At 38.0% G+C, this 20,159-nt stretch carries 18 protein-coding genes; 13 read left to right on the top strand and 5 right to left on the bottom strand.

All coding sequences use genetic code 11. The features are described 5' to 3' along the window. Positions 1-210: 210 nt before the first annotated feature. Both ACT29I_RS16410 and ACT29I_RS16405 read right to left on the bottom strand, forming a co-directional pair. Positions 211-609 (bottom strand): YchJ family protein, encoded by a 399-nt coding sequence (locus ACT29I_RS16410; protein ID WP_430932696.1) that lies wholly within the window; start codon positions 607-609, stop codon positions 211-213. A gap of 8 nt (positions 610-617) precedes the next feature. Beyond that, positions 618-1,289 carry a DUF2293 domain-containing protein gene (locus ACT29I_RS16405; RefSeq protein WP_444793941.1) on the bottom strand — a complete coding sequence of 224 codons (672 nt, stop codon included), beginning with the start codon at positions 1,287-1,289 and terminating at the stop codon, positions 618-620. Between the two features lie 315 nt (positions 1,290-1,604). Between ACT29I_RS16405 and ACT29I_RS16400 the strand changes: the two genes are divergently transcribed. From ACT29I_RS16400 to ACT29I_RS16365, 8 genes are all read left to right on the top strand, one after another. Beyond that, positions 1,605-2,750: a hypothetical protein gene (locus ACT29I_RS16400; RefSeq protein ID WP_430932698.1), complete on the top strand. Its 1,146-nt coding sequence runs from the start codon at positions 1,605-1,607 to the stop codon at positions 2,748-2,750. A gap of 80 nt (positions 2,751-2,830) precedes the next feature. Next, positions 2,831-3,895 carry a phosphate ABC transporter substrate-binding protein PstS gene (gene pstS, locus ACT29I_RS16395; RefSeq protein WP_430932699.1) on the top strand — a complete coding sequence of 355 codons (1,065 nt, stop codon included), beginning with the start codon at positions 2,831-2,833 and terminating at the stop codon, positions 3,893-3,895. A gap of 120 nt (positions 3,896-4,015) precedes the next feature. Further along, on the top strand, positions 4,016-4,867 hold the full coding sequence (gene pstC / locus ACT29I_RS16390) for a phosphate ABC transporter permease subunit PstC (protein WP_430932700.1): 852 nt from the start codon (positions 4,016-4,018) through the stop codon (positions 4,865-4,867). Between the two features lie 10 nt (positions 4,868-4,877). Continuing rightward, complete coding sequence (gene pstA / locus ACT29I_RS16385; RefSeq protein ID WP_430932701.1) at positions 4,878-5,765, top strand: phosphate ABC transporter permease PstA; 888 nt, start codon at positions 4,878-4,880, stop codon at positions 5,763-5,765. Between the two features lie 75 nt (positions 5,766-5,840). Further along, complete coding sequence (gene pstB, locus ACT29I_RS16380) at positions 5,841-6,626, top strand: phosphate ABC transporter ATP-binding protein PstB (protein WP_430932702.1); 786 nt, start codon at positions 5,841-5,843, stop codon at positions 6,624-6,626. 44 nt (positions 6,627-6,670) lie between these two features. After that, positions 6,671-7,357 (top strand): phosphate signaling complex PhoU family protein, encoded by a 687-nt coding sequence (locus ACT29I_RS16375; RefSeq protein ID WP_430932704.1) that lies wholly within the window; start codon positions 6,671-6,673, stop codon positions 7,355-7,357. 43 nt (positions 7,358-7,400) lie between these two features. Beyond that, entirely contained in the window at positions 7,401-8,090 is a 690-nt protein-coding gene (locus ACT29I_RS16370; RefSeq protein ID WP_444793940.1) for a response regulator transcription factor, read from the top strand. 19 nt (positions 8,091-8,109) lie between these two features. Further along, a complete protein-coding gene (locus ACT29I_RS16365; protein WP_444793939.1) occupies positions 8,110-9,894 on the top strand; it encodes an ATP-binding protein in 1,785 nt (594 codons plus the stop codon). Between the two features lie 222 nt (positions 9,895-10,116). On the opposite strand, the gene ACT29I_RS16360 is transcribed toward ACT29I_RS16365, so the two are convergent. Continuing rightward, positions 10,117-10,821, bottom strand: coding sequence for an SAM-dependent methyltransferase (locus ACT29I_RS16360; RefSeq protein WP_444793938.1), 705 nt, complete (start codon positions 10,819-10,821; stop codon positions 10,117-10,119). Positions 10,822-11,099: 278 nt separating this feature from the next. On the opposite strand from ACT29I_RS16360, the gene ACT29I_RS16355 reads away from it, so the two are divergent. Beyond that, a complete protein-coding gene (locus ACT29I_RS16355) occupies positions 11,100-12,023 on the top strand; it encodes a DUF6263 family protein (protein ID WP_430932708.1) in 924 nt (307 codons plus the stop codon). A gap of 59 nt (positions 12,024-12,082) precedes the next feature. Here the strand turns inward: ACT29I_RS16355 and ACT29I_RS16350 are convergent, their stop codons facing one another. After that, a complete protein-coding gene (locus ACT29I_RS16350; RefSeq protein ID WP_430932709.1) occupies positions 12,083-12,751 on the bottom strand; it encodes a head GIN domain-containing protein in 669 nt (222 codons plus the stop codon). A 94-nt stretch (positions 12,752-12,845) separates the two neighbouring features. After that, positions 12,846-15,767 (bottom strand): SNF2-related protein, encoded by a 2,922-nt coding sequence (locus ACT29I_RS16345; RefSeq protein WP_444793937.1) that lies wholly within the window; start codon positions 15,765-15,767, stop codon positions 12,846-12,848. A 176-nt stretch (positions 15,768-15,943) separates the two neighbouring features. On the opposite strand from ACT29I_RS16345, the gene ACT29I_RS16340 reads away from it, so the two are divergent. The 4 genes from ACT29I_RS16340 (at position 15,944) to ACT29I_RS16325 (ending at position 20,159) form a co-directional block, all read left to right on the top strand. Further along, positions 15,944-16,537 (top strand): NAD(P)H-dependent oxidoreductase, encoded by a 594-nt coding sequence (locus tag ACT29I_RS16340; protein ID WP_430932711.1) that lies wholly within the window; start codon positions 15,944-15,946, stop codon positions 16,535-16,537. Between the two features lie 45 nt (positions 16,538-16,582). After that, positions 16,583-17,917 carry a signal recognition particle protein gene (gene ffh / locus ACT29I_RS16335; protein WP_430932712.1) on the top strand — a complete coding sequence of 445 codons (1,335 nt, stop codon included), beginning with the start codon at positions 16,583-16,585 and terminating at the stop codon, positions 17,915-17,917. 210 nt (positions 17,918-18,127) lie between these two features. Continuing rightward, positions 18,128-19,006: a bifunctional methylenetetrahydrofolate dehydrogenase/methenyltetrahydrofolate cyclohydrolase FolD gene (gene folD / locus ACT29I_RS16330; protein WP_430932714.1), complete on the top strand. Its 879-nt coding sequence runs from the start codon at positions 18,128-18,130 to the stop codon at positions 19,004-19,006. A 202-nt stretch (positions 19,007-19,208) separates the two neighbouring features. Continuing rightward, positions 19,209-20,159, top strand: a complete 951-nt coding sequence (locus tag ACT29I_RS16325) for a 1-phosphofructokinase family hexose kinase (RefSeq protein WP_444793936.1) — start codon at positions 19,209-19,211, stop codon at positions 20,157-20,159.

Here is a 20,159-nt window from a genome sequence, read left to right as displayed (position 1 = left end):
AATACAGAAAGCCCGTTGCCAAATTTTAAGGACGGGCTTTCAACTTATCTACTGTGTTGTGACGTTGTCCGAAAAACCGGGTATGGACAAATTATCTTCTTCAATGGTTGGACGTAATGTTTATGCACCTTTGTCATTAAATAAAAAAGGTTATCCTTGATCCAAATATTTAATTCCTGAATGTGCAGTAATCGTGATAAAAGCACTAAATTATGGTAGTTGCTTACCGTTTTTGTAAACCCACTTTCCTGCTTCCTTTTCGAATATAGATATTTCATGGATGTGATTTAACAGTCCGCTTTCCATAAAAACCGCCTTAAACTCAACGCTAGCACTATCATCGTTAGGCAATCCGTTTTTCCTACTTAAAATGCTTAATCCAATCCAGCTAACCGATTGAGCCCATTTCTTTATCTCCTTCTTTTCTTTTATGTTTCTGGTTTTACTATGCTGGCTGGCCATCAAATACTCAACATCGGCAAAAGTAAAAGCCGTATATCTGGATCGCATTAATTCTTCGGCAGTTTGTGCATTTTTGTACCCTTTAATAATAGGTAAGCAACATATATTGGCCGCTTTATTTGAACCACATGGGCAAATCGAGTTCATGAACAGGTTTATTTTGATTGATTTTGAATAACTTTTTCCAAGGCTATTTTTAATGGGCAACTAGAGTCTATTGGTAAACCTTTGCGATAATTATTTAAAAGCCTTGTGGATTGTTCTGCCAACATTCTTCTTACCGCTCTTCTTTCACCTTTGATTTTAGCTATTCGCATGTTATCGTAAGCAGTGGTCTGATGACGCATCCATGCTATAACTGCCCTTGATGCTCGTTCTTTAATAGGTATCATCTCGGTCCGTGCAACGGTGCCGCTTCCCACAGGTATGGCATGCTGGGTAACCATAATAGACATGGCTTTAGCAACAGGTTGATAACTGGGATGAAAGTTCAAGAATTTCCCTACCTCTTCACAGAACTCAACTTCATATGCCTGCTGTTTCTTTTCTCTGCGTTCTGCATTGTAAACTTTTTGTTTCTGATAACTGGCTGTGGAACGCGTGGCTTCCATTTCTTGTTTGGCTCTTATTATCGCTGCTTTTGGTGCCCAAACTCCTTTAGACATGGTACGACGACCTTTTTTAAAAACAACCCGCCAACATTCACTTCTGGAAGTTACTTTTCGGGTAACCCCTGCATCGCCAGCAGGGAGGAAACCCCAGTGGGCAGGAGGGGTAATTTGGTAACCTTCTTCATCTTTAAGGTTGCCGTGGGTATCCGTTGTCACAGTTTTTATTTGAGCGGGCATATATTATTAAGGTGTAAAATTTGCACAAAAGTAACAAAAAGAAAATAGTAGAAAAGATGAAATAAAGTTGAGGTATTGTTTGTGTCAAATATATCTATCAAGCGGAGAGATGCTAATTTTTAAAAATGTAACAGGAATGTAACAATGGCTTAACTGCACTGTAATAACCCCGCCGTATTTTTGTAGCAGGAAAAATGTTGAATATTAATCAATCAGAACAAATGAGTTAGTTATGTTGGGAAAATGACTAAAGCATTTGATAGATTGCACACACAGGAATAAAACAGGAATAAAATGAGAAGAATTGTATTTTTAAGTGCATTAATAGTTGGGCTATGGTTTAGCAGCATGAAGGCACAAGCACCGGTGGATGTATCTGCCAATGTTGGGAAGGGCATTCAGTTCAAAACAGAGAATGATCTTTTTTTTCTAAAACTTACCACAAGAATCCAAACCAGATGGGACTTCAACAACACCCTGAGTTCTTCATCTGCAGCAGCAGCTTTTGACAATAAAGCCTGGGTAAAACGTTCACGTTTGAAATTTGACGGATACTTCCTTAATAAAAACCTGGTTTATAAAATTGAATATGATCTTGCTGGTGGTTATGTGAGAGATGCTTTGGTGAAATACAAAATGAATAATCTTGAGATTTGGTTTGGTCAAGGGAAACTGCCAGGTAACAGAGAACGTGTAGTATCTTCAGGTAATTTGCAGATGGTGGACCGTTCTGTTTTTAATAAATATTATACGCTTGACAGAGATGCAGGTCTGCAACTTCACCATAAATTTAAAATAGGGAATGCTATTGTATACGATCGTTGGGCCGTTAGTTCGGGTGATGGTATCGTGGATAATGATGATGCACCGGGAGTTAGTTTAACCGGAAAACTTGAGATGCTTCCAATGGGTGAGTTTAAGTCCAAGGGGCATTACAAGTCGGCTGATTTAAGTCGGGAAGAAACACCTAAGGTAGCTTTTGCAGTCTATGCAAATTATAACGTTGATGCGTATAAAGACCAAGGGCAGGTAGGTAGTATAATTGGTGGAGAGGCTGACTTATTAAATATCGGAGGAGACTTCGTTCTTAAATATCGCGGATACTCTTTTATGGCTGAAGCTGGTACCAGATCGGTAACTGATGATAATGAATTTATTTATGATGATAACGGAGTCGTTGCAGATGCGTACTACACAGGATATGGAGCCAATGTTCAAACTGGATATGTTTTTAAAAATAACTGGGAATTATCAGGACGTTACGCATTTACTAAGCCAAATGAGACACAGTTCAATTCTGAAATAAAAGACTTTACTTTAGGTTTAAGTAAGTATATCCTTGGTCATAATTTTAAATTGCAAGGAGATGTCACTTTCCGGGAGAAACTTGGCGACCAAAATCAGATTATTACCAGATTACAGATGGAATTCCAGTTCTAAGGCTGCGGTTGGTTATTGATAAATACGCGTCGCAAGTTCTTGGATTAGAATAATAACAATCTAAATTAATTAGAAGAAAAATGAAGAAGATATTGTTTGTACTGTTGATAGGAACCATGTTTGCTGCATGTCAGAACGGAAAAAAAGGATCCGCAGGGAGTTCAGAAAAAGCTTCAAGTATATCTGCTGCAGGTGCAACTTTCCCAATGCCTTATTACAACATGGTTATTAAAAATTACATCAAGGAAAAAGGTGTATTGGTAACTTACGGAGGAATTGGTTCAGGAGGTGGTATCAAAAGTCTCAAGGATAAAGTAGTGGACTTTGGTGCTACGGATGCTTTTCTATCGGATGAGAAATTAACAGATATGCCCGCCGAAATAGTGCATATCCCAACATGTCTGGGAGCAGTTGTAATTGCTTATAACCTTCCAGGAGTTGAAGGGCTAAAGCTTACCAACGAGTTGCTTGAGGGTATTTTTATGGGAAAAATAACCAAGTGGAACGATAGCCGTATTAAAGCAAATAACGAAGGCCTGGCGTTACCAGACCAGACTATAACATTCGTGCATCGTTCAGACGGTAGTGGTACCACCTTTATTTTTAGTGATTATATGAGTAAAATCAGTTCTGTGTGGGCTGATCAGGTAGGTACTGGTAAATCGTTACAATGGCCTGTTGGAATGGGAGCTAAAGGTAATCCCGGTGTTGCCGGAACAATTAAGTCTACCGTGGGATCAATTGGTTATGTGGGAAGTGAGTATGCCTTGGCTCAGAAAATTCCGGTGGCTCTATTACAAAACCAAAGCGGTAATTACATCGAACCCACTATCGAATCAATTAGTGCTTCTGCTCAAGGTGCTTTGCCTGCGGATACTCGCGTAATGTTAACCGACTCTGATGATGAAAATGCTTATCCTATCAGTGGTTTTACCTGGTTAATATTATACAAAGATCAAGCTTATGATGGCAGAAGTAAAGCTCAGGCTCAGGCTACATTAGCGTTTTTGGATTGGCTGATTAGCGCAGATGCGCAGGGTGTGGCTTCCAAAGTTAATTATGCACCGCTGCCTGAAAAAGCAGCTAAACAAGCAAAAGCAATTCTTCGTTCAGTAACTTATAATGGCGAGGCTTTGTTAAACTAGACCAGCCGATATTAGAGTGGGGCTTGTAAAAAACATCAAAAATCAAGTTCACAATCGACTTGATTTTTGTTTTTTATAATTATACCCTTAAGTACTTATTTGCATTGAATCATATAAAACATGAAGAGCGATACTATCACTAAGTACGTATTACTTATTTCATCTCTCGTAATCTTATTGGTATCGGCAGGAATGGTGTACTCATTGATTGGAGATGCCGTTCCTGTGTTCGAAAAATTTGGGTGGCGTTTTATTACTTCAACCGATTGGAATCCTACCGAGGGTAGAGAAAGTTATGGAGCATTACCTTTTATCGCGGGTACTTTAAGCACTTCTTTATTAGCCTTGCTTATATGTTTGCCCATGGCATTTGCCACCTCTTTGTTTATTGCGGAATATTTCCGTAAATCTTCATTCTCATCGGTATTAGGTTCAATGGTAGATTTGTTGGCAGGAGTTCCTTCCATAGTTTATGGATTGTGGGGCTTTTATACCTTACGACCATTTATCGTTTCTATAGGTCTCGACCCGCAGGGATATGGAATATTTACTTCAGGATTAATATTGGCGATCATGATTATTCCATATGCCACTTCAATTAGCAGCGAGATCATTAGTATGGTGCCAAATGAGCTAAAGGAAGCGGCTTATTCTTTGGGAGCAACCAGGTTAGAGGTTATTAAATATGTGGTTTTACCGAATGCGCGTTCGGGAATTGTTGCCAGTTTCATACTGGCTTTTGGCAGAGCATTGGGAGAAACCATGGCAGTAACTATGTTAATTGGTAACGCCAATATTATTCCCACGGGTTTGTTTAGCACCGGGAATAGTATGGCTAGTGTAATTGCCAATCAATTTGGTGAGGCAGATGGGTTAAAAATGAGTGCATTAATTGCTATTGGATTATTGCTATTTGTAATTACGGGCATCATCAATGCAGTTGGTAAGTTAGTGATTAAAAAAATGTCCTGATAAGAATAGCATGGGAACAGAAAATAATACCGTTAAATTAAAAGATAATAGCCGTTATCGAAACTTAAAAGATAAGTTGTTCTTGGCAGGCGTTATAGTGGTATCAATTATTACAATATCTCCGATTGTATTGATTATAGGCAAACTTGTATGGAAAGGGATAGCGCAAATTAATTTCTCTTTTTTTACAGAAATTACCCCAAGTACCTATGAAGCAATGACTGCTGTTGCAAACAATGAAATTATACCCGGAGGTATAGTGAACGGTATTACAGGTACGCTGCTCATTGTAGGAATAGCTTCGTTAATGGCCATACCCATAGGCATACTTATTGGTTTATTTTTATTTGAAAACGGACAAAAAACTTACGCAACCCTGATTCGTAATTTATCCGATATATTACAAGGGGTTCCCTCTATTGTTTTAGGTTTAATAGCATACCTATGGATTGTAAAAGGTATAACCCATGGTTATTCGGCACTGGCAGGTAGTGTAGCTTTAGCTATAATGATGCTTCCTTTAATTATTCGTTCCACCGAGGAAACCATGAAAATGATTCCCGGAACATTAAAAGAAGCAGGGTTGGCATTGGGCGTACCCTATTACAAGGTTATACTTAGGGTATTAATTCCCAGTGGTTTCAGCGGATTGTCAACAGGTATCCTCTTAGCCATATCCAGAATACTGGGCGAAACGGCGCCTTTGATGCTGACCGCGCTGGGAAACCCATTGATCAACTGGGACGCTACCGCCCCAACAAGTGCAGTGCCATTATTAATTTGGGACTTTTACAACGATCCCAATATGGTTAATCTAATATGGAGCTCATCCTTATTTTTGATGGGTTTTGTATTAACCCTGAACATTATCTCTAAAAGAATAATCGCCAAACGATAAAAGGTAAAAGAAACATAAAACGAGCCATAAAATAAATGCTAATTTCCTGAGCCCATTGGAAACAAAATGATACGAATGAATAAAAATATAGACATAATAGAAAATCCGGTCTTGAAGGTCGATAAACTACATATAGCCTATAACAAATCGGATAAATATGCGGTTAAGGATGTTAATGTCACCATTAAAAAAAATACCATTACTGCTATTATGGGACCATCGGGATGCGGGAAAAGTACCATGCTGCGTGCAATAAACCGTATGCATGAGTTATATCCTGATATCAAAACAGAAGGTGATATTTACCTGAATGAAGAAAATATCATGAAGATGTCGCCTATACACCTCCGTAGAAAAATAGGAATGGTTTTTCAACGTCCGAATCCATTTCCTACCATGAGCATATATGATAATGTTATTGCAGGTTATAAGCTTAATGGTATTCGTATAAAAAAGAGTGCAAGAGACCAGATTGTTGAAGATTCGTTACGCAGTGTGGCCTTGTGGGATGAAGTAAAAGATTCATTGCATAAAAAGGGTACCTTCTTATCAGGAGGACAGCAACAACGTTTATGTATTGCCCGTGCAATAGCCTTTAAACCTGATGTGATTTTATTAGATGAGCCTACATCTGCACTAGACCCAATAGCAACGTCGAAAGTTGAAGACCTTTTAATACAACTGAAGAAAAATTATACCATTGTGATGGTAACACATAACATGTCGCAGGCAGCACGTATTTCAGAGTATTCTATGTTTATGTATCTCGGCGATTTGGTTGAATATGGCAAAACCAAGATGATGTTTACCAACCCCCGAGACAAAAAAACAGAAGAATATTTAACGGGTAAATTTGGTTGATTTTATTGTACAATTGATAATTAAAGACTTAAGCCAAAAAAACAATGATACAAAAAGAAAAGGCAATAAAAGAAATACAGGATAGTTTTAAAGACTATTCTAACCTGATGATTCAGCAGCTTAGTGAGTTAGAGAATATTGTGCAAAGTGGGTCCAACTCCATCTCAGATAAGGAAATTAAAAAGATTGAGATCGCCGAAAAGCAGCTGAATAAATATGAGGTAAAAATTAGTGAGAAAATAATTAGCACCATCAGTTTACATCACCCTGTTGCATCCGAGTTACGCGGATTAATGGCCTGTTACCGCATCGTAATTAGTATGGAACGTATTGGAGATTTAGTAAAGGATATTGTATTCTTCATCAGAAAAATCGAAGATACTAAGTTATACGAAGAACTTTCGGATGTGATATTTAATATGATTACATCAAGTAGTGGAATGGTTGAAAAGGCATTGCTTTCATTTATCAATGAGGACAGAGACTCGGCAATATGGACTATAAAAAATGACGAGGTAATTGATGAGATGAATAAGAAGCTGATGAAGAAGGGAATAAAAAAAGCTAACCTTCAGGAAGAAGCACGGGAGGTTCTTTTGCATTTAATCAACTTTAAGAGCGTTATTTCGAAGATTGAACGAATAGGGGATCACGCCGGTCATATTGCAGAGGCATCAATTTTTGCCCAGGAGGGAAGGGATATTCGCCATCAAAACGTGGATGAAAAATAATTTTTTTGGATTTTCTCGTATATTCGTGCAAACTCCAAAATTTATGACACAGGAAAGTAAACGTATTTTAATTGTTGACGACGAGGAAGATCTTTGCGAAATATTGCAGTTTAATCTTGAAAGTGAGGGTTATATAACCGAGATAGCATACTCTGCCGAAGAGGCCTTAGGAAAAGACTTAAAGTCATTCGACCTGCTGTTGCTAGATGTGATGATGGGCAAAATGTCGGGTTTTAAACTGATAGACACTATTCGTAAAGAATTAAAGATTAAAGTGCCGGTTATATTTTTAACCGCCAAAAGTACTGAAAATGATTTATTAACAGGATTTAATCTTGGTGCAGATGATTATATCAGTAAACCTTATTCGTTAAAGGAACTGATTGCAAGGGTTAAAGTGGTACTCAGACGAAATGCTGGCGTTGATAATGCTGTTGATAAAAAAATCATTCAGGTTGAAAATATGGTTTTAGATCTTAATAAGAAAAATTTCACCATAATGGACAACCGAATAGAGCTAACTCGTAAAGAGTTTGAAATATTAAAGTTGTTTTTCGAAAACCAAACCAAGGTGTTTTCGAGAGATGAGATATTGCATCAGATTTGGGGGTACGATGTTGTTGTAACAGACCGAACCGTTGATGTTAATATTACACGACTTAGAAAAAAGATAGGACCGTATGGAGAATATCTAAAAAACCGTCCCGGCTTGGGATATTATTTTGAAGTTTAACGTTTAATAAAACCTGGTCATGTCATTTAATTTTAATTACAAGAGAAAATTGTTTCTATACTATTTCTCTATATTTTTTATTATCACATCATCATTTATTGCATTTCAGTTTAACAGGGAAAAGCACTTCAGGATTGCACAATTAGAGAATACTTTAAATACATTAACCGATTTAACCAGCAACTATATTAGCAAAAATAACCTGCTAAGTAATAATAATATCTCATTATTAGACTCCTTAGTACAAATTATTCCGGCAGAAGATACCCGAATCACAATAATCGACCTAAAAGGTAATGTGTTGTTCGATAGTTTTGTTGTAGACTATGATGGAATGGAAAACCATCTGCAGCGTTCAGAGGTCCAGAAAGCCAAATACTCAGACGAAGGTAAAGGTTCCAATATCCGAAGGTCGGTTACTACAGGTCAGGAGTTTTATTATTATGCGCGTAATTACAATGATTTTTTTGTTAGAGTAGCCGTAGTGTACGATATTAAGGTGCAGAACTTTTTGAAAGCAGAAAGGCTATTCTTATTCTTTATCGCATTTATATTTATTGTAACCTGGTTTATCCTTTCGTATGTAACCCGCAAAATGAGCGAGAGTATCACGAAATTAAAGGATTTTGCTGTGCAGCTTCGACAAAATAAGCCGGTTTACGAAGATTATGAGTTTCCTCAAAACGAATTAGGGGTGATTAGCAAACAGATTATCTCGATGTATAAAAAACTTACTCAAACCACAAATGCGTTGAGCCTGGAAAAAGAAAAGTTGATTAAACACCTATTTGTACTGAATGAGGGGGTTGGATTCTTTTCTCCGGATAAGAAGGTGGTTTTAACTAACACTCACTTTGTTCAGTACCTCAATTTAATCGCAGAAAAGTCTTCTATTAATCCCGAACATATATTTGAAATTGCTGATTTAAAAGATTTACAGAAGTTTTTAAAAAAACACGTTGAAAAGAAAAATTTAACCATCAATCCTCATGAGCTGCCAAGGTTGGAGTTTAAAGTTAAAAAGAGCGGATATTTCTTCGAAATTAAGTGTATTGTATTCCAGGACCAAAGTTTCGAGATTTATATTAATGATGTAACAAAACTGGAGAAACGCAGATTGCTGAAGCAACAAATGACCTCGAATATTGCACACGAGCTAAAGACTCCTGTAGCTTCTGTAAGCGGGTTCCTTGAAACTATCTTGAATAACAAGGATATGGAAGAAGATAAAAAAGATTACTTTATAGAAAAGGCTTTTCGACAATCGAACAGGCTAACTGCTTTAATTGAAGATATAGTAGTGTTAAATAGAATTGAAGAAGGGGTTGACTCTTATGAATTCGAGGAATTATCGGTTAGTAGTATAGTAAAGGATACAATTGACAATTGTGAAAACTTAATAAGGGAACATCAGCTAACTGTTAATTATAATATTGCAGAGGATGTTAAGATTAAAGGGAATAGGGCTTTAGTTTGTTCTGTATTCCAAAATTTATTGGACAATTCGATAAGCTATGCGGGCGAAGGTGTTAATATAGATATTGACATGTATCATGAGGATGATGAGTTTTACTACTTCTCAGTCATTGATAATGGTGTTGGCATTCCGGAAGAACATCTTTCTCGAATTTTTGAACGCTTCTATCGCGTTGATCCAGGTAGATCAAGAAAAATGGGAGGTACAGGACTGGGATTGGCAATTGTAAAACACGCCGTTAATATACATAAAGGTGAGGTTTCAGTAAAGAATGCCCCTAAAGGTGGTGCTGAGTTTTATATTAGTCTGCCGAAGTACTCAAGCTAATATAGGAATTAAATAATCCATATATAGGTGACTTTAACCGTCAATATGCATTAGAAATCCCGTTTCGACATTTAACTATTCGAAACAAGTGTTTCACTGAGTTGCTTCAACTTACACCATAGCGTTGCTATGCCCCGTGTCAGCAACTCCTTGTTTTTTGGAATATTAAATGCTTATTGCGTACCCCTAATACATAATTTGGGTTTGAACGAGTCACCTTTTTTATCCCTGTATTAAAAAGATGGTCGGTTTTTTATGCAGCTCCGGTAATTTACCTTTCCACTGAGCAACGGTTTTTGTTTTAATGAATTCTGTTTCTAAAGTTATATCGCAAGCCACACAAACCCTGGTTTTCGTATTACAATTACTCAGGATATCCTTTAATAGGTGATTGTTTCGATAAGGTGCCTCGATGAATATTTGCGTTTGTTTTTCGCGGATAGACAGTCCTTCCAGATGCTTGATAGCTTTGGCTCTATCTTCGGATTTAATTGGGATATAACCATGAAATGCAAAGCTCTGGCCGTTCATGCCCGAGGCCATCAACGAAAGCAGGATGGAGGATGGCCCCACCAACGGTACAACCTTCATGTTTTGTTGGTGTGCGGCAGCCACTATATCGGCACCGGGATCGGCAACTCCGGGACAACCAGCTTCAGAAATCACCCCAATATGATGGCCTTTTTTAGCGGCATTCAGGAAACTGCTTTTTTGCTGAGGAGTGGTGCGTTTATTTAATTCGTAAAAAGTAAGTTCATCAATATCAATTGATCTGTCAACCTTTTTAAGGTAGCGTCTTGCTGTGCGAATATCCTCAACAATAAAATGCTTGATTTGCTTCAGCAATATCCCAACATCTGCCGGTATTACACTGCTAATAGATGAATCTCCTAAAGTTGTGGGAATTAAATATAAGAAACCGTTCATACTTTCAATTTTGGGCAAAAGTAGTAAAAAGGTTGCTTATTTAATCCTGGCACCATATTAGATTCATGAAGATTTATTATAAATGAGGAAATATTTAATTAACAAGGCTATCAGTTACCAAATAAGATGTATTTTTATACGGTCAATAAATAGCTGATAAAATCGAATCATAAGAAACTGCTATAACCAAGGTATTTAATTGGCAACAAGGAGGCAGCTCTGATATTTCAGGAGGCCCATTGGAAATGGTTATGGGGTTTTGCTAATTTTTTATGCGCATGAAAAAAAAATCTATTGTATCATTATTGATGCTTGTAATAATTGCTTTGGGAATAAATGCCCAATCACATAACCTTAAATACAAATTAAAAAAAGGTCAGGAATATCGTTTCTATCAAGAAACCAAGATGAATATTACACAATCTTTAGGCATCATAGAACAGGAAATAAAAAATGAATTTAAGGGCGTTACCCGGTTTACGCCAATAGGAAATGAAGGTGCAAATATTGTATTAAACGCTTCGTTTGAAACCATGATTATTAACATTGAAAGCATAATGTTCAATATTAATTACGATTCTTCGAAACCGGTTAAACCTGATGATAAGGTAGCTAACATTTATAATGGCGTTATCGGAAAAGATTTTAAAATGGTGATTACCCCTCAGGGCAACGTGGTACGGATCGATGGTATTGACAAGTTGATAAACGATGCTGTAAATGGTATGGGAAATCTTCAGCCACAAGCAGCCTTGCAAATGAGAAAAACGCTAAACGGGCACTTTGGGGAAGAAGCACTGACCGGAAATATGGCTATGTTGCTTTCCATTTACCCTGCTGAAAGTAAAAAAGTGGGGGATACCTGGAGTACGGATACAAAATTAACCTCTGCGTTAAAAGCTAACTTAAATAATAACTGGACTTTGGCGGATGCGTCCAATAAACAATGGAAACTAAAGGGAAACGGAAGTATCACAACTTTAGGTGAGGAAGCGGAAATGAACGGGATGAAAATGAGCTTTAACCTTAAAGGAAATCAGGATTCAGAATTTGTGGTAAACCAAGAAGATGGTTGGTTTGTGAGCGGCAAACAGAACCAAAAGATTGAAGGCACGGTTTCCATGAAAGGTAATCCTCAAATGCCACAAGGAATGGAAATTCCCATGAAAGTGACTTCTTCTACTTATTTGGAGAAACGTTAATCCGTATTCAGTTACAGTTAGCAGTATGAACAACTGCTAACTGATAACTTCGTACTGATTTACTCCGGTTTTACGTTCCCTTTTATAATCAATTTTTCTGGTTCACCAGAATAAGTGACTTTTCCTCCTGTAGAGGTTTTAGCTTCCAATTTATCGGTAGCCGTTACCCATGCAGTTCCGCCAGTAGAAGCCTTTACAAAGGTTTCCTTGCTTTCAAGTTTGTCTGCAATGTACTTACCTCCAGTATTTGTGGTCACGTCCTGATACCCGGTCTTGCCCACCAGCTCTATTTTAGAAGAAGAAAGGTTAGAGGAAACCGTTTTGGTATCGATATCTAAGATGATCGTGGAGCCAGTGCCTGCCTTTAAATCAAGGTTTTCTGCATAAATAGTGTTGTTGGCGTCGACAAAACTTCCGGTCCCCGTATGTATGGCCTTAATCGTTTTATAGGTAACATAAACCTGAACACCGACGTTTTTATATATTTTTGTCTTCAGTTTTATCTCCAGTTTTCTTCCTTTTAAATTGGTGATCACATCGGTCAACTCTCCGTTTTCGATTTCAACCTTTAAACTTTCTTTGTCGCCTTCAATCAAGGTTACGTTTATACCTTTCCCGGCATAAATTTCGTTAAAAGTTCCTATGTTGCGCTGCTGGCTTTTCCTGTCTTGCGCGAATGCTGCTGTAATGGTTCCAAACAGAACCAGGGCTAGAAATAACTTTTTCATTCTAATATAATTTTAAACTGCTTAATTGACTTTTATTTTTTTTGACACTAGTTTTTGCTTGCTAAACAAAATCCGTACCATGCGAATATATATTTTATGAAAATAATTCTTTTATTTCAGTTTCGTTCATGTTTTTAAATGGATTGTTGGAATTAATAAACGTATCTGCCAATTTAGATTTGTGTTCTTGCAATTTCATGATTTTTTCCTCAATGGTATCAATGGAAATAAACCGGTATACAAAAACGTTCTTGGTTTGACCAATTCTGTGCGCCCTGTTTATGGCTTGCGCTTCGGCTGCCGGGTTCCACCAGGGGTTGAGTAAAAACACATAATCGGCGCTAATCAGGTTTAATCCAACACCTCCCGCTTTTAAAGAAATCAGAAATACCCTGCAATCTTCCTTTTTCTCGAAATCGTCGACAACTTGCTGGCGGTTGGTCGTACTGCCTGTTAATTTGCTATATTTTATTTTCCGTGAGTTCAGCACACCTTCTATCAACTTCAAATCCTTCACAAACGAAGAAAATATTAATACTTTATGCTTTTCGTTGGTAATATTTTCCAGATTGTTGATAATAAGGTTGAATTTTCCCGACTCCCCCTGGAATTCCGGATTTACCAGCTTGGGATGGTTGGCTATTTGGCGCAAACGGGTGAGCCCTTGAAGTGCTAAAAATGTTGATTTTTCAACACCTTTATTTTCAAAAGTTTTGAGCAACTCGTTTCGGATACCGGATTTTTCCGAATCATATACCTTCTTCTGCTCTGCGGTCATGTCGCAATACAATACCTGTTCGTTGACAGGGGGCAGCTCTTTGGCTACTTTTTCCTTGGTTCTTCTGAGGACGAAAGGCTCAATTAGGTTTTGCAATTTTTCTTCCTGTTCCTCGTTATTGTTTTTTGAAATGGGCACCACAAACTGGCGTTTAAAAAATGTGAGGTTACCCAGCAAACCCTTGTTAACAAAGTTCATCTGTGCCCATAAATCCGTAAGCGAATTCTCTATTGGGGTTCCCGTTAAGACCATCTTTTTTGTGCATTCAACCTGCGATATGGCCTCGTAAATTTTTGAGTTGGGGTTTTTTATATACTGACTCTCATCAAGAATAAAATAATGAAACTTATAATGCTTTAGGTAATCAATATCGTTTCTGACCACGCCGTACGAGGTCAATACCACATGGTAATGTCGAATTATTTTTCCTATCTCTCTCGATTTCAATCTCCTGGTTCCGGAATATATGTAAATCTTTAATGTCGGCGCAAACTTCTTAAATTCGTTCAACCAGTTATGAATAAGTGAAGTTGGCATGGCAATTAAGCTGGTAGCTAGCCCACTGGTGTTAAACCCCTCTATTGTAGATGGTTCAAAAAGATTCAGCTGAGCAGGCTGTGTTGTTTCTTCTTGGAGTCCCTGGGTATCGTAAATTTTTAAAAGAAGGGCAATAATTTGCAACGTTTTACCCAAACCCATGTCATCTGCTAAAATTCCACCAAAACTATTGTCGTGCAAATAATGCATCCAATTGAAACCACGCAGTTGATAGGGGCGGAGCAAGGCGTTTAATGTGTCGGGCACCTTTTTACCATTTTCAAGGGGAATGTTTTTAGCTTCTTTGTATTTGCCGTTTGATGACTTTTCCAACAAAGTGTAATACATCCTGTTCAGCTTGACTTTACCTTTTTTTTCTTCGGCATATAATAATATATCTCCATATTTTGTGAACCATTCTTGCGGAATAATAAAAATATCGCCGTTAGGCAGCGTGTATTCGTTTTTACCAGCTAGAATAAATTTCCGGAGCTTTATAAACGGTATTTCATAGTCGCCTACTTGTACTTTCATTTGCAAGTCGAACCAATCCTGTCCTTTATCCGATTTAAAGCTGCAGCTGAATTCTCCAATAAAATAATTGTTCTCTAAATTCTTTTGAATAAACGCAATGTTATTTTCCTGCAGAGTATCCTTGTTGTTATTTAACCAATGTATAATGGTATAAATGGTATTCTCATCATCCTGCTCATTGATGGGTGAAAAGTTGGCTCCGTTTCTTGCTTTTAAACCGTTAGATATTAGTATTTTAATTATCCTATTCTCCCATTCTAGGTGTCGCTGGTACTTGGTAAATACATAATTACCCTTTTCGTTGCTCAGCTGAACCAAAGCATTAGGTTGACTATGCGACAAATATTCTTTATTGGCATATTTAAACTTCAACACCAGGGTGGGTTGTTGTCTAATATCTTGTTCCAGAGAAAGAATGGCTGTTGGTTCTGTTTTGTCTTCTTTTATTTCAAAACCGGATGCCACAACATGGTTGTTTCTAACTGCATTCGCAACAAAGGTATCCATGTAGGTGGGTACGCTTCGTGCTTGGATTTTGATATGTTGCTTGTCGAAAAACGGCAAGAACTTTTTGCTGTCGGTATCTGGTATGCGATAAAGTTTTTCCCTTATCAGGATTGAACAAGGAGAATTTGTTATCACCACAGGTTTTTTATGGGTGATAGAAAGGTCTTCGCCCGAAAGTTTTAATTTTAAAGAGTAATCAATCCCTTGTTCCGACAAATCGAAGTAAAAAACCGGTTCTACATCTTTTTCGTACACCGATATAACATCTGTTTTATACAAATTACTGTACTTTGCATCCTTGAAATATATGGGAACATAGGGGCATTGAACCAATTTGTCGAAACAGGCATACATATATTTTTCGATATGCGGACGTACATGGTCGTTGAATTTCTTTTGGTCGAGATTGTCATAAAATAACTTGATGGTCTTCTCTTTGGAGAATATTCTAAACAAATACCTGTCACTAAGCTTTTTCATGATCTCCAATAACTCCAGTTCCTTGGCCGTGAAATTATAATCATGCACCGAAGGGTTTTCCGTATTCACCATTTCGTTTAATATTAGCGATGGTGAATTGTCCTTATCCATTACAAAATAAGGAACCGCAAGCATTCCAAGATTTCTGTTTTCGGTTAATACAACAATAAATTTCTCCATTCGATCTGCCCTCTATTCGTGTTGTGTTTTGCAAAATAAGAGGGTAAAAATAATTCACTTGAACGAAAAAGAACCATAATATTTTGTTTTTTTACGGAAGATTAGGTTAAAATCGTACTTTAAAAACTTATTTTAAGTATTGGTGTTAACATTTTTATAACTAACACATGATTTGAATGACACATTTAATAATATATGCGCATCCATCAGAGGATAGTTTTTCGCGACAACTTGTAGATAGGATAAAACAATACTCGGAGACATTGAATACTGTTATTGTCAGAGATTTGTATGCGATGGATTTCAATCCAGTATTAAAAAAGGAAGAACTGGATAATCTGAAAAAAGGGGTTATTGCGGAGGATGTGGACAAGGAGCAGGAGTATATTGAAGATGCCGATATTATTTCTGTGGTATATCCTTTGTGGTGGGCTTCTTTTCCGGCTATTTTAAAGGGATATATCGACAGGGTGTTTTCATACGGTTTTGCATATCAGGCCGGAGAAAAGGGAATTGAAGGCTTGCTGACCGGCAGGGCTGTGATTTTGCATACTTCTATGGGCAATGCCATTTCCGACGACGAAGAAGATGATTTATTGCCTAACTTAACCGTTATTCAAGGCCACGAAGTATTTGGGTTTTGCGATATGGATGTGATGCAGCACTTTTTTTACCCCGAAATTATTACTGCTACGGAAGTGGAAAAAGAAGCTTTTATACTAAATACGGTAGAGTATTACAAGGAGCTCTTTATAAGTGAGAGGAATTAGCAAATATTTTATATTTTTGCACTCTGAAATTAAAAATTAGAAAGAATGTTTGATAATCTGTCGGAAAAACTGGAGCGTTCCTTTAAGCTTTTAAAAGGGCAAGGCAAAATTACCGAAATAAATATAGCCGAAACTTTAAAAGATGTACGCAGAGCGCTCTTGAACGCTGATGTTAACTATAAAACAGCTAAAACTTTTACTGAAAAAGTAAAGGAGAAAGCACTGGGTTCTGACGTACTGAACGCGGTACAGCCAGGTCAGATGATGGTGAAGATTGTGCACGATGAGTTGGCACAGTTAATGGGTGGAGAATCGGTTGATATTAACATGAACGGTAATCCTGCTGTTATTTTGATGGCAGGTCTTCAAGGTTCGGGTAAAACAACGCATGCCGGTAAATTGGCCAATTTGCTAAAAACCAAGAAAGGTAAAAAACCTTTATTAGTGGCGGGCGACGTGTACCGACCTGCCGCGATAAACCAGTTGCAGGTATTGGGAGAACAGATTGACGTACCCGTTTATACCGAGGAAGGTAACAACGATCCCGTTAAATTAGCCAAAGATGGTGTAAAGCATGCAAAAGCTAACGGACACGACGTAGTGATTGTGGATACCGCGGGGCGTTTGGCGATTGATGAGCAGATGATGAACGAGATTGCTGCTATCAAAAAAGCGGTTACCCCTGAGGAGATTTTGTTTGTGGTGGATTCCATGACGGGTCAGGATGCTGTGAATACGGCCAAGGAATTTAACGACCGTTTGAACTTTGACGGTGTAATCCTTACCAAGCTTGATGGTGATACACGAGGTGGAGCCGCACTTTCTATACGCAGTGTGGTTGAAAAACCAATTAAGTTCGTAGGTATGGGCGAGAAGATGGAAGCGCTAGATGTTTTCCATCCCAACCGTATGGCCGACCGTATTTTGGGTATGGGTGATATCGTATCACTTGTGGAACGGGCGCAGGAGCAGTTTGATGCGGAGGAAGCCCGTAAGCTTCAAAAGAAAATCGCCAAAAACCAGTTTAGCTTTAACGACTTCTTAAGCCAGATACAGCAAATCAAAAAGATGGGTAACCTGAAAGATTTGGCTGGAATGATCCCGGGTATGGGCAAGGCACTTAAAAACATGGACTTTGATGATGATGCTTTCAAAGGAATCGAAGCAATCATTTACTCAATGACACCGAATGAACGCGAAAACCCTCAGATACTGAATGGCAGCCGCCGTAAAAGAATTGCCAACGGTAGCGGTACCAACATTCAGGAAGTAAATAGGCTGATCAAGCAATTTGAAGATACACGCAAAGTAATGCGGATGATGACCCAGGGAAAAAACATGGGACGTATGATGCAAAATATGCCATTCGGAAGACGGTAATACGTTAACACAGACAGTTCTTAGTATTTGCAGAACTTAACAGTTTAGGTTCTTCCCTTTTTGCCAAAGTAAAAGGGGAAGAACTCCACAGTAGACGGATAGATGGGGATTTGAAATACCTATATGGTCAACCTCTTTTTTAAGTTAAAGTGACCAATATCAGGTTATCTTATATCCTGCAACAAAATATGAACAACATAAAAATCGAAAATGCAAATAATCGACGGAAAAGCGACATCGCAAAAAGTAAAAGATGAAATTGCAGCAGAAGTTGCTGTCATAAATTCTAACGGAGGAAAAGTGCCTCACCTGGCCGCCATACTCGTTGGCCATGATGGAGGCAGCGAAACCTATGTTGCAGCCAAAATTAAAGCATGCGAATATGTCGGTTTTAAGTCGTCTCTAATCAGATTTGAAGATGATGTTACAGAGGAGGAGTTGTTGGCCAAAGTAGAAGAATTAAATAACGATGCGGATATCGACGGGTTTATCGTTCAGCTGCCTTTACCTAAGCATATTTCCGAACAAAAAGTTACTGATGCAGTGGATTACCGTAAAGATGTGGATGGTTTCCATCCTCAAAATGTGGGTAGGATGAGTATTGGCTCCCCTGCATTTGTTTCTGCCACACCACAAGGTATCATGGAGCTGATAAAACGTTACGAAATTGAAACATCAGGTAAGCATGTGGTAGTAATTGGCAGAAGCAATATTGTGGGTCGTCCAATGAGTATTCTGCTTTCTCAAAAAGGTTATCCCGGGGATGCAACGGTAACGGTTTGTCATAGCCGAACTGCCAACTTAAAAGAAGTGTGCCAGTCAGCGGATATTATTATCGCCGCAATCGGTTCTCCTGAGTTTGTTAAAAAAGATATGGTGAAGGAAGGTGCTGTGGTAATTGATGTGGGAACAACTCGTGTGAAGAGCGACAAAACTAAATCGGGCTGGAAATTAAAAGGGGACGTGGCCTACGATGAAGTGGCTCCCAAATGCAGTTGGATTACACCGGTTCCCGGTGGTGTTGGGCCCATGACTATTGCATCCTTGCTGCAAAACACCCTAAAAGCATCCAAAAAGGAGATTTACTAGTGTTTGAAACCCGTCATAAGTAACTACCATTAATATAAAAATATGAAAGCCTTTCCGGAATTTATTCTTGGAAAGGCTTTTTTATTTTTATTCTTCTCGATAAAAAACGTTTCTTTTCTTTTATTAACCACTTCATTTTCATACCTTAAGTAAGTGTTTGTTTTTTCTCGATACGTTGCTTTTAATCAAAAAAGATTGAGTTATGGTGTTAACAGTTACTTTAAACCCGGCCATCGATAAAATACTTGTTGTTGATTCTTTTGAAGTCCATAAGCTACATCGTCTAACAAAGGGAGAAATGAGCATGGTTTCTGCCGGAGGGAAAGGGGTAAATATCGCTAATACACTCAGTAAAATGGGTGATGAGGTAATTGCTTCGGGTTTTGCAGGCGGACATGCCGGCCATATGTTATGTGATGCCATCAGAAAGGAAGGTATCACCACAAATTTTATATTCACTCAGGGCTCCACCCGTACAAATATCTCCATTCTGGATAGAAAAAATGAAACCTTAACAGAGATTAATGATTTTGGACAAGAGATTCCTAAAGAGGATATTGAGTTTTTTATGGAGAATTACGAACGGTTATTGTCCAGAGTAGAGTTAATAGCTATTGCGGGATCATTACCTCAAGGCGTATTGCCAGATGTTTATATTCAGATGGTTGATTTGGCGCGCAAACAGGACAAAAGGGTAATGGTGCATACATCACCAAAATATTTGCCGGTTTTAATGGAGGCGCAACCTTTTCTAATTAATCCCGATATGAGATCAGATCATTCTATTCTTGGGAAAAGGGTAGACGGAGTAGATCAATTTATTAGGTCGGGACGGGAGATATTAGAAAAATGTCCGAATACTGAATATATCATTTTTACACATCGATTGGAGAATGTAGTTGCGGTCTCTCAAACAAAGGCTTTTGTGTTGCGACCTCGGGATATGAATATAGTTAATATGCTGGGTTATGCCGATGCGTATTTAGCAGGTTTTATTCATGCATATACAAAAAGTGAAAAAGAGGTGGAAGTATTACGCTTTGCGTCAGCGGCCGGATTAACTGATGTGGAGGATATTTATAAGGAAATATCAGATATTGATAAAATTGGGAATAATTTGTCCAGAATTGATATAGAAGTAGTTAAATTTTAA

The organism is Saccharicrinis sp. GN24d3 (assembly GCF_052400645.1).
GTDB lineage: Bacteria > Bacteroidota > Bacteroidia > Bacteroidales > Marinilabiliaceae > Saccharicrinis.
The sequence above is the reverse complement of the archived record's forward strand: the minus strand, read 5'-3'. Positions and strand labels throughout refer to the sequence as shown.

Excerpts from the sequence above, each read along its gene's own strand:
- ACT29I_RS16375 (WP_430932704.1), top strand. The coding sequence starts at position 6,671 with ATGATACAAAAAGAAAAGGCAATAAAAGAAATACAGGATAGTTTTAAA.
- ACT29I_RS16355 (WP_430932708.1), top strand. The coding sequence starts at position 11,100 with ATGAAAAAAAAATCTATTGTATCATTATTGATGCTTGTAATAATTGCT.
- ACT29I_RS16400 (WP_430932698.1), top strand. The coding sequence starts at position 1,605 with ATGAGAAGAATTGTATTTTTAAGTGCATTAATAGTTGGGCTATGGTTT.
- ACT29I_RS16350 (WP_430932709.1), bottom strand. The coding sequence starts at position 12,751 with ATGAAAAAGTTATTTCTAGCCCTGGTTCTGTTTGGAACCATTACAGCA.
- pstS (WP_430932699.1), top strand. The coding sequence starts at position 2,831 with ATGAAGAAGATATTGTTTGTACTGTTGATAGGAACCATGTTTGCTGCA.
- pstC (WP_430932700.1), top strand. The coding sequence starts at position 4,016 with ATGAAGAGCGATACTATCACTAAGTACGTATTACTTATTTCATCTCTC.
- ACT29I_RS16360 (WP_444793938.1), bottom strand. The coding sequence starts at position 10,821 with ATGAACGGTTTCTTATATTTAATTCCCACAACTTTAGGAGATTCATCT.
- folD (WP_430932714.1), top strand. The coding sequence starts at position 18,128 with ATGCAAATAATCGACGGAAAAGCGACATCGCAAAAAGTAAAAGATGAA.
- ACT29I_RS16410 (WP_430932696.1), bottom strand. The coding sequence starts at position 609 with ATGAACTCGATTTGCCCATGTGGTTCAAATAAAGCGGCCAATATATGT.
- ACT29I_RS16345 (WP_444793937.1), bottom strand. The coding sequence starts at position 15,767 with ATGGAGAAATTTATTGTTGTATTAACCGAAAACAGAAATCTTGGAATG.
- ffh (WP_430932712.1), top strand. The coding sequence starts at position 16,583 with ATGTTTGATAATCTGTCGGAAAAACTGGAGCGTTCCTTTAAGCTTTTA.
- ACT29I_RS16325 (WP_444793936.1), top strand. The coding sequence starts at position 19,209 with ATGGTGTTAACAGTTACTTTAAACCCGGCCATCGATAAAATACTTGTT.
- ACT29I_RS16365 (WP_444793939.1), top strand. The coding sequence starts at position 8,110 with ATGTCATTTAATTTTAATTACAAGAGAAAATTGTTTCTATACTATTTC.
- pstB (WP_430932702.1), top strand. The coding sequence starts at position 5,841 with ATGAATAAAAATATAGACATAATAGAAAATCCGGTCTTGAAGGTCGAT.
- ACT29I_RS16340 (WP_430932711.1), top strand. The coding sequence starts at position 15,944 with ATGACACATTTAATAATATATGCGCATCCATCAGAGGATAGTTTTTCG.
- pstA (WP_430932701.1), top strand. The coding sequence starts at position 4,878 with ATGGGAACAGAAAATAATACCGTTAAATTAAAAGATAATAGCCGTTAT.
- ACT29I_RS16370 (WP_444793940.1), top strand. The coding sequence starts at position 7,401 with ATGACACAGGAAAGTAAACGTATTTTAATTGTTGACGACGAGGAAGAT.